The sequence below is a fragment of the Streptomyces palmae genome (assembly GCF_004684805.1).
GTDB classification, from domain to species: Bacteria; Actinomycetota; Actinomycetes; order Streptomycetales; family Streptomycetaceae; genus Streptomyces; species Streptomyces palmae.
Map to the genome: position 1 here is coordinate 1 of NZ_SRID01000261.1, position 10,073 is coordinate 10,073.

A 10,073-nucleotide genomic window follows, 5' to 3' on the forward strand; every position below is an offset into this window, starting at 1 on the left:
TCGGCAGCGTCAGCTGTGTATAATAGACAGGGGCGGGACTTCTCGGTGATCGCGGGCATGGCCGGGGCGTTCGCTCAGCGCTCCGGCAGGTCCTCGGGGAGCAGCAGCCGCAGGTCGTCCAGGCTGGGCGCGGCCACGGCGCTGAGCCGCCGCGCCTGCCGGGTCATCATGGTCTCCAGTGTCTGCCGCGCCAGGCGGGCGTTGCCGAAGGTGCGGCCGCGCGGGATCGCGTCGAAGTAGTCGCGCAGTGCCGAGGCCGCGCCCGGGGCGCAGTCGTACCCGTTGTCCACCGCGTGCCCGCGCACGATGGTGACCAGCTCGTCCGAGGAGTAGTCCGGGAACTCGATGTGCCGGGTGAAGCGGGAGGCCAGACCCGGGTTGGAGTTGAGGAAGCGGTCCATCTCCGCGGTGTAGCCGGCGGCGATCACCACCACCTCGTCGCGGTGGTCCTCCATCAGCTTCAGCAGGGTGTCCACCGCCTCCTGGCCGAAGTCGTTGGATCCGCCGGTGTCCGGGGTCAGCGTGTACGCCTCGTCGATGAACAGGACGCCGCCCAGCGCGCGCTGGAAGACCTCCTTGGTCAGCTGGGCGGTGTGTCCGACGTACCGGCCCACCAGGTCGGCGCGGGACACCTCCACCAGTTGGCCGCGCGGCAGCACGTCCAGGGAGGCCAGCAGCTCCCCGTACAGCCGGGCCACGGTGGTCTTGCCGGTGCCGGGCGGGCCCGCGAAGACCAGGTGGTTGCTGATCCGGGGCGCCGGCAGGCCCGCGGCGGCCCGCCGCCGGGCCGTGGCCAGCAGGTTGACCAGGTCGCTCACCTCGCGCTTGACCGCGGCCAGGCCGATCAGCGCGTCCAGCCGCAGCAGCGGATCCTGGTCGTCCGCGCCGGCACCGCCCGCGGGGGCCGGGGGCAGGCCCACGTCCTCGGCGGTGAGCAGGGCCAGGTCGTGCTCGCCGACGTCGCCGCGCGCCGCCAGCCGGGACGCCTGCCGGTCCACCATCTCCTCGAACACCTTGCGCGCGGTACGGCCGTTGCCGAAGCCGGCGTCCCGCGGCATCCGCTCGAAGTGGGTGCGCAGCGCCGTACGGGCCTGCGGGTCCAGTTCGTAGCGGTGGCTGGAGCACATCCGCTCCACGATGGTGACCAGCTCCTCGGAGCTGTAGTCCGCGAACTCCACACTGCGGGTGAAGCGGGAGGCCAGGCCCGGGTTGGAGGCGAGGAAGTCGGTCATCTCCTTCGGGTAGCCGGCGGCCACCACCACGATGTCGTCGCGGTGGTCCTCCATCAGCTTCACCAGGGTGTCGATCGCCTCGCGGCCGAAGTCGGCCCCGGAGCCCGCCGAGTCCGACAGCAGGGTGTAGGCCTCGTCGATGAACAGCACCCCGCCGAGCGCCCTGGTGAAGGTCTCGGTGGTCTTGATGGCGGTGCCGCCGATGATCTGGGCGACCAGGTCGGCCCGGGAGACCTCCACCAGGTGGCCCGAGCGCAGCACCCCGAGCGAGGCCAGGATCGAGCCGTACAGGCGCGCCACGGTGGTCTTGCCGGTGCCGGGCGGCCCGGCGAAGATCAGGTGTCGGCTCATCGGCGGCGCCGGCATGCCCGCGGCGGCCCGGCGCTGCGCCATCCGGTTGAGGTTGATCAGCGTCAGCACCTGCCGCTTGACGTCGTCCAGGCCGATCAGCGACTCCAGTTCGGCCACCGGGCCGCTCTCCGGGTCCGTCTCGGCGGCGGATCCCACGGCCGCGCCGCCCGGCAGCCGGCCGTCTCCGGCCGCCGCCGCGTCCGCCTCGCTGCCCCAGGCGTCCGGGGCGCCGTTGTCGGAGCTGGTCAGCTGTTCCACGGCGAGCCGGTCGCCGGCCACGGTCTGGCGCAGCCCGCTGCCCTTGTTCTCCCGCAGGGTGCAGTTGATCACCGAGACGGGGTCCGGGCCCTCCACCCGGATCCCGTCGGCGCCCGAACCGGTCACCTCGCAGGAGTTCAGCGAGGCCCGCGCGCCGGCCGCGACCAGCACTCCGTGTTCGCCGGCGTCCCGCACCCGCGAGCGGGCGGCGGTCAGTTCGGCCTGCTCCTCCACGTGGATGGCCACCGCCGGGCAGTCGGCCACCTCGGTGTCGCGCAGGGTCACCGAGCCGAGGGCGCCCACCCGCACCCCGGCCCCCTTGGCGGCCCGCAGCCGGCCCTGTCCGACGTACAGGCTGCCGTGGCCGGACACCTGGAGCCCGGCGTCCTCGCACTCCTCGATCAGGCAGTCCTCCAGCCGGCCGCGGCCGTCCTTGAGGACCTCCACGCCGTGCGCCCCGGAGCGGGTCACGGTGGTGCGCCGCAGCAGCGGATTGGCGCCGGCGCGGATGACCACCCCGGTGCCGCCGCTGCCCACCACCTCCAGCCGGTCGATCTCCGCGGCCGACTCGCCCTCCAGCAGTACCCCGGTCGCCTCGGCCTCGCGGACGGCGTTCCCGGTGAGCACCGGGGAGGAGAACTCGGCGACGCGGATCGCGGCGTCCCGTGCGGAGGTGAAGACGCACTCCTCGACCAGGCCGCGGCTGCGCTCGGTGACCAGCAGTCCGTGTCCGGCGGTGCGCAGCGTGCGGCAGCGGCGCAGGGTGGGCGAGGAACCGCCGCCGACCACGAAGCCGTGCCCGGTGGTGTTCCGTACCGTCACCTCCTCCAGGGTGGTGGCGCCGGTGGTGTTGCTGAACACGCCGACCACGGAGTCCGCCACGGTGGACCGCGCCACGGTGACGGTGCTCTCCTCCTCGGCGGCGACCCCGGGCTTGTCGGCGGCGGAGATCTCGCACTCCTCCACCAGCACCTGGGCGCGGCCGTTGGCCAGTACGCCGTTGCCGCGGGCGTCGCGCAGTCGGCCGGCGCGCACCGAGACCCGGCCCTGCTCGCCGGCGACCACGGCGGAGGTGCCCAGGTGCTCGATGACGCAGTCCTCCAGCAGGCTCTCGGCCCCCGAAGTGGACACCAGCCCGGCGCCCTTGGGGTTCTCGACGCGGCACTGGCGCACCGCCAGCGAACCGGCGCCGCGGGCGAACAGCGCGGCCCAGGAGGAGCCGTACACATCGCAGCGGTCCAGCAGCAGCTGCCCGCGCGGCACGTCCACCACCGGCAGCTCGTCGTCATGGCCGCGCAGCACCAGGGAGTTGACCATCGCCGAGTCGCAGGCCAGGGTCAGCGCCGGCCCGCGGCGGGGCGCCAGCTCCACGGTGCCGCGGCCCTCGGTGGTGGTCAGCGTGAGGGAGGTGGCCAGCGTCAGGCTCTCCTCGTACCGGCCCGGGGCGATGCTGATCACCGCCCCGGTGCGGGCTATCCGGAGAGCTTCGGAGATGGTGCGGCAGTCGCCGGTCCCGTCCTGCGCGACGGTGAGCACCTGGCGTGACACGTTCTGACCTCCCGGGCGCCCCCGGCGTCGTACCGCTGTGCGGGGTCCGCTCGCTCCCGGGGCGTGTGGAACTGGTGTGCCCCATCATGCCTGGCCAAACGGACGGGACGCCACCATGTGGGGGACGCCCGGCCGGTGGTACGGGGGAGGTTGACGGGGGATCACCCCTGTGGGTCGCTCGGCGGGCGGAGTGCGCGGACGCGTGATGGGCTGGAGCGGTGCCGACCGACCCGCAGGGCAATCCGCCGCCGGGCGCCGCGCCCGGTGAGCCGCGGTCCTCGGGCGGCCTGCCCGAGACCCCGCCACCCGCCGGCGGCCCGACCGCCGGTTCGCAGCCCCCTGGCGCCCCGACCGCCGATCCGCGGCCCCTGGGTGCCTCGGACGACGGGGGGCCGCTGCTGCCGGAGGCGGCGCGGCGGGTGGCGGCCTGGTGCGTGGTGGCGCTGCTGGTCTCCGGCGTGGGCGCGGTGGTGATCTGGCTGTGCGTCCAGCTGAAGGCCGCGGTGACCCCGGTCCTGCTGGCGCTGCTCGGCACCGGGCTGCTCGGGCCGATGTTCCGCAGGCTGGTCCGGATGCGGATGAACCGTTCGCTGGCCGCCGGACTGACCTGCCTGGTCCTGGTCGCGGTGGTCGGTGGCGCCGGGTACATCGTGGTCAGCGCGCTGATCGACACCGGTGACGAGATCCTGGCCTCGCTGAAGAAGGCGGCCCGGAAGCTGTCGGGCCACTTCGGCACCGCCGGCAGCTCGCTGGAGGACCTCGCCGCCAACGGCAAGGAGCTGCTCGGCCGGTTCGGCGGAACGGCGGCCTCCGAGGTGATCAGCGGCATCAGCGTGGTCGGCGAGGTCATCGGGATGGCGGTGCTCGCCCTGTTGCTGACCTTCTTCTTCCTGCGCGACGGGCACCGGGTGATGGCCGCCGTGCACCGGCTCTCACCGCGCCGCGGTACCCAGCTGGAGGCGATGGGCGGCCGGGCGCTCGCCGCCATCGAGGGCTTCATGCGCGGCACCACGATCATCGCCCTGATCGACGCGGTGCTGATCACCGCCGGGCTGGTGGGGCTCGGTGTGCCCGGCGCGGCGGGCCTGGGCGCCCTGGTGTTCGTCGGCGCCTACATCCCGTACCTGGGGGCCTTCCTCTCCGGCACGGTGGCGGTGCTGGTGGCGCTGGCCCACGGCGGACTCAGCTCCGCCCTGTGGGTGCTGGGCGTGGTGGTGGCGGTGCAGGTGATCGAGGGGCACCTGCTCCAGCCGATCGTGCAGAGCCGCACCGTGCAGATGCATCCGGCGGTGGTGATGGTCGCCATCGCCGGGGGCGCGGCGGTGGCCGGGATCGTGGGGATGCTGCTCGCGGTACCGCTGACCGCCGCCGCCTTCGGGATCCTCTCCGAGATCCACCAGCAGTACACGGGCGGCTCCACCCTGGCCCCGGACCCGAGGGCCCCGCGTGGCGGAGCGCGTGGCGGTGGGTCCGGTACGGGGCCGCCCGGCGGTGGGGCGTCGGGGGCTGGTCCGTCCACCGGGGGCGCGTCCGAGCAGTGACCCGGCCGGGGGTGGTCCCCTCAGGGTGCGGGACGTCCGGCGCTGGTCCGTCCGGCGGCGAGCCGTCCGGCCTACGTCAGCGGCTCCACCGACTCGAAGCCGCCGGGCAGCCAGAACTCGGCCTCCGGGTGCTCGTCCGGTCCTTCCGCACCGTCCGGTCGGTCCGGGGACCGCTCGTCGAGTCGGAACCAGATGGCCTTGCCCGGGCCGCGCGGATCGACCCCCCAGGTGTCCGCGAGCATGTCCAGCAGCCACAGCCCGCGCCCGGAGGAGGCCAGCTCGCCGGGCCGGCGGCGGTGCGGCAGCTCGTCGCTGCCGTCCGCCACGTCCAGCCGCAGCGTCCGCCCGTCGCGCTCCCCGGTCACCTCGGCGAGCAGCAGCGCGTCCCCGTCGGTGTGCACCAGCACATTGGTGACCAGCTCGGACAGGAGCAGCACCGCGGACTCGACCTGCTCCGGGTCCGCCCAGTCGTCCAGCAGTTCGCGCAGCTGGTGCCGGCAGTCGGCGACCCGCTCCGGCTCGGCCTGGGCCACCGTCATGGCGGTGCGCCGGATCGCGCCTCCGTTCGGGCCCTCCGGGCACAGCGCGCCGTCCCGGCTGACGAGCAGCAGCGCGATGTCGTCCTCCCGCCGGTCGGCGAGCGGACCGGTGGTGTGGTGCGAGGCGGGCCCGTGGACGGCCTGCACCAGGGCGTCGGCCAGTGACTCCAGGTCACCGGTGTCGACCGAGGCGTGTTCCTCGCAGACCGCGCGGATCCGCTGCCAGCCGGTGTCCAGGTCGTGCCCGCCGGTCTCGATCAACCCGTCGGTGCACATCAGCAGCGTCTCACCGGGGGCCAGCCCGATCCGCGTGGTGGGGTAGTCGGAGTCCGGGTCGATGCCGAGCGGCAGGCCGCCCGAGGTGTGCCAGGTCGTCACCGCGCCGTCGGGGTGCCGGATGGCCGGGTCGCCGTGTCCGGCCCGGGCGACGTCCATGAAGCCGGTCGCCGGGTCGATCTCCACATACAGGCAGGTCGCGAAGCGCGGGTCGTCGCCGTCCTCGGACCTGGTCAGTCCGGACAGGAAGTGGGAGGCGCGGCAGAGCACCGCGTCCGGGTGGTGCCCCTCGGCGGCGTAGGCGCGCAGCGCGATCCGCAGCTGCCCCATCAGGCCCGCGGCCCGTACGTCATGGCCCTGCACGTCCCCGATGACCAGGGCGGTACGGCCGGACGGCAGGTCGATCACGTCGTACCAGTCGCCGCCGACCTGGAGGCCGCCGCCGGTGGGCACATAGCGCGCGGCCACCGCCAGCCCCGGGATGTCGGGCTTGGCAGAGGGCAGCATGGAGCGCTGGAGCCCGTCGGACAGCTCCCGCTCGGTCTCGTGCGCGGAGGCCCGGGCGAGGGCCTGGGCGAGCATCCGGGCGACGGTGGACAGCACCGAGCGCTCGTCCGGCGTGAAGCCCACCGGATCGTCGAACGCGGCCATCCACACCCCGGTCACCCGTCCGCCCGAGGTCAGCGGCAGGAAGGCCCAGGAGTGGCTGTCGAAGCGCTCCAGCAGCCGCCAGGCCTCCGGGAAGCGCTTCCGGTACTCCTCCGGGGTCGGCACGTACACCGCCTGCCCGGTGCGGACCACCTCGACCGGCGGATGGGCGGTGTCGGCGAGGGTCAGGGTCAGGGCGGGCTCCTCGTCGCCGGGGGACTGCCCGTAGTGCCCGATGATCCTTATTCGCTCGCCCTCGACGGCCAGCACCGCCATGCCGTTGGGCTGGAAGCCGGGCAGCGACAGCTTGGTGACCACCTGCAGCACCTCGCTGGTGGAGCCGGCCTCGGCCAGCGCCCGCCCGGCGTCCAGCAGGAACGCCTCCCGGCTGCGCCGCAGGTCACCGCTGATCGCGCGCGCCGCCGAGGTGCCCGGCATGGGCTCGGTGATCTCCTGGAAGGTGCCCACCATCCGGAGCAGGCCGTCCTCGGCCGTGACCGCCTCGGTGCGGCTGCGGGTGCGCAGGGTACGCAGTACCCGGCCCTGCTCGTCCACCACCCGGGAGCGGGTCTCGGCGGGGGTGCCCTCGGTGATCGCCAGCCGGGCCAGGGCCTGGGCCTCGATCCAGTCCATCGGGTGGAAGCGGGCACGGACGGCCGACTCGGGGAGGACGGCGGGCTCGGCGGGCAGGCCGATCAGCCGGGCGGCCTCGGCGTCCAGGACGATGGATCCCGAGGCACTGTCCCATCGCCATATGCCGGTCGCGAGGGCGACCAGAACCTCCTCGGTGCGCATTGCACCACTTTATGGGGATAAGTCACAGGCTTACCAGTGAAGCCCTCCACGCCGGTACCCTTGCGGGTGGCTTTACGCGTGTAATCAGCGCCCTTCAACCAGACGACTTGGATGAACGATGCATCGGTACCGGTCCCACACCTGCGGCGAGCTCCGTGCGGCTGACGTCGACAGCGACGTCCGGCTCTCCGGCTGGCTGCACAATCGTCGTGATCTGGGCGGCATCCTCTTCATCGATCTGCGCGACCACTACGGTCTGGTGCAGCTCGTCGCGCGCCCCGGCACCCCCGCCAACGAGGCGCTGGGCCGTCTCACCAAGGAGACCGTGGTCCGCGTCGACGGCAAGGTCGTCAGCCGCGGCGCCGACAACGTCAACCCCGAGCTGCCCACCGGTGAGATCGAGATCGAGGTCACCGAGGTTGAGGTGCTGGGCGCCGCCGAGCAGATCCCGTTCACCATCAACACCGAGGACGGGGTCAACGAGGAGCGGCGGCTGGAGTACCGCTTCCTCGACCTGCGCCGCGAGCGGATGCACCGCAACATCATGCTGCGCACCGCGGTGATCCGCTCCATCCGCGAGAAGATGACCGCGCTCGGCTTCAACGAGCTGGCCACCCCGATCCTGTCGGCCACCTCGCCCGAGGGCGCCCGCGACTTCCTGGTGCCCTCGCGACTGCACGCCGGCAGGTTCTACGCGCTGCCGCAGGCCCCGCAGCAGTTCAAGCAGCTGCTGATGATCGCGGGCTTCGACCGCTACTTCCAGATCGCGCCCTGCTTCCGCGACGAGGACGCCCGCGCCGACCGCTCGCCGGGCGAGTTCTACCAGCTCGACGTCGAGATGAGCTTCGTCGAGCAGGAGGACGTCTTCCAGGTCATCGAGAAGGTGATGACCGACCTGTTCGAGGAGTTCGGCGGCGGTCGCCACGTCACCTCCCCGTTCCCGCGCATCCCGTTCCGCGAGGCGATGCTGAAGTACGGCTCCGACAAGCCGGACCTGCGCGCCAAGCTGGAGCTGGTGGACGTCTCCGAGGTCTTCGCGGGCTCCGGTTTCAAGGCGTTCGCGGACAAGCACGTGCGTGCCCTGGCCGTGCCGGACACCGCGGACCAGCCGCGGAAGTTCTTCGACCAGATGGGTGAGTACGCGGTCGAGCAGGGCGCCAAGGGCCTGGCCTGGGTGCGGGTCGGCGACGACGGCGCGCTGGCCGGCCCGATCGCCAAGTTCCTCACCGAGGAGAACGTCGCCTCCCTCACCGAGGCCCTGGACCTCAAGCCGGGCAGCGCGGTCTTCTTCGGCGCGGGCGAGTACGACGAGGTCTCCAAGATCATGGGCGCGGTGCGGGTCGAGGCCGCCAAGCGCGCCGGCCACTTCGAGGAGAACGTCTTCCGGTTCTGCTGGATCGTGGACTTCCCGATGTTCGAGCGGAACGAGGACACCGGGCAGATCGAGTTCTCGCACAACCCGTTCTCCATGCCGCAGGGCGGCCTGGAGGCGCTGCGCACCAAGGACCCGCTGGACATCCTGGCCTGGCAGTACGACATCGTCTGCAACGGCGTGGAGCTGTCCTCCGGCGCCATCCGGAACCACGAGCCCGAGATCATGTACGAGGCGTTCGAGATCGCCGGGTACTCCAACGAGGACGTGGAGCGCGAGTTCGGCGGCATGCTGCGCGCCTTCAAGTTCGGCGCCCCGCCGCACGGTGGCATCGCCCCGGGCGTGGACCGCATCGTGATGCTGCTCGCCGACGAGCCCAACATCCGGGAGACCATCGCCTTCCCGCTCAACGGCAACGCGCAGGACCTGCTGATGGGCGCCCCGAGCGAGGTGGACGAGGCGCGGCTGAAGGAGCTGCACCTGTCCATCCGCAAGCCGGCCCAGGTCAAGCAGGCCGAGAAGCCGGCCGAGAAGCCCGAGGCGTAAGGCCGTCGACTCCGCGGCATCCATGACCCCGGTCCGTACACGGGCCGGGGTCATGGCGTGTCCCGGCCGGCCGGGGTGGCGGCGGTAGGAGGACCCGAGCGGCCCTGGACCGGGTGCGGACCATGCGGCCGGGACGGACCCGAGTGGGCCGGTGCCGGGTGCGCTCCCCGCGGCCGGGGCGGACCCGAGCGGCCCCCGATCGCGTCCGTCCCCGCGGACGGGACGGCCCTGAGTGGCCCCGGGCCGCGTCCCATCCCTGGCCCCGGGCAACCTGGACGGCCTCCCGGCGCGTTCCACAGGAGTGGGGTACACCGTGAGAGCAGGGGAGCGATGGCGAGGACACCTCGGTGAACGGTGCCGACGCGACACCGCCGGACCTCGGCTTCGAGGAGTTCGTGACCGCCCGCGGCCCCCGGCTGCTGCGGATCGCCTGGCTGCTCACCGGCGACGCGCATCTGGCCGAGGACCTGTTGCAGACGGTGCTGGCGAAGGTGTGGCCCCGCTGGCACCGGATCGTCGGCGAGGACCCGGAGGCGTACGTACGCAAGGCGCTGGTCAACACCCACACCTCCTGGTGGCGCCGCCGCTGGCGGGGCGAGGTGCCGCACGAGGACCTGCCGGAGCGGGCCAGTGCGACGGACCCGTTCGCCGCGGTCGACCTGGAGCAGAGCCTGGCCGCGGCGGTGCGGCGGCTGCCGGTGCGGCAGCGGGCCGTGGTGGTGCTCCGCTACTTCGAGGACCTGAGCGTGGCCGATACCGCCCGGGTGCTGGGCTGCGGACCGGGCACCGTGAAGAGCCAGGCGGTCAAGGCGCTGCGCAGCCTGCGCGCCCAGCTGCCCGAACCCGAGCCCGCCGGGGGTGACCGCCGTGCCGGACGGTGAGCAGTTCTCCATGCCGCAGGGCGGCCTGGAGGCGCTGCGCACCAAGGACCCGCTGGACATCCTGGCCTGGCAGTACGACATCGTCT

At 73.1% G+C, this 10,073-nt stretch carries 5 protein-coding genes; 3 read left to right on the forward strand and 2 right to left on the reverse strand.

Going from position 1 to position 10,073, the window contains the following annotated elements:
- Positions 1-74: 74 nt before the first annotated feature.
- Positions 75-3,389, reverse strand: coding sequence for a right-handed parallel beta-helix repeat-containing protein (locus tag E4099_RS22950; protein ID WP_135341005.1), 3,315 nt, complete (start codon positions 3,387-3,389; stop codon positions 75-77).
- A gap of 368 nt (positions 3,390-3,757) precedes the next feature.
- Between E4099_RS22950 and E4099_RS22955 the strand changes: the two genes are divergently transcribed.
- Entirely contained in the window at positions 3,758-4,930 is a 1,173-nt protein-coding gene (locus E4099_RS22955) for an AI-2E family transporter (protein WP_209446703.1), read from the forward strand.
- Between the two features lie 71 nt (positions 4,931-5,001).
- On the opposite strand, the gene E4099_RS22960 is transcribed toward E4099_RS22955, so the two are convergent.
- A complete protein-coding gene (locus tag E4099_RS22960; RefSeq protein WP_135341006.1) occupies positions 5,002-7,188 on the reverse strand; it encodes an ATP-binding SpoIIE family protein phosphatase in 2,187 nt (728 codons plus the stop codon).
- Between the two features lie 118 nt (positions 7,189-7,306).
- Here E4099_RS22960 and aspS point away from each other — a divergent pair, with 118 nt between their 5' ends.
- Both aspS and E4099_RS22970 read left to right on the forward strand, forming a co-directional pair.
- The gene (aspS, locus tag E4099_RS22965; protein ID WP_135341007.1) at positions 7,307-9,106 is read left to right on the forward strand and encodes an aspartate--tRNA ligase; all 1,800 of its coding nucleotides are present in this window, start codon (positions 7,307-7,309) and stop codon (positions 9,104-9,106) included.
- A gap of 347 nt (positions 9,107-9,453) precedes the next feature.
- Positions 9,454-9,987 carry a SigE family RNA polymerase sigma factor gene (locus E4099_RS22970; RefSeq protein WP_135341008.1) on the forward strand — a complete coding sequence of 178 codons (534 nt, stop codon included), beginning with the start codon at positions 9,454-9,456 and terminating at the stop codon, positions 9,985-9,987.
- The last annotated feature ends 86 nt before the right edge of the window (positions 9,988-10,073 follow it).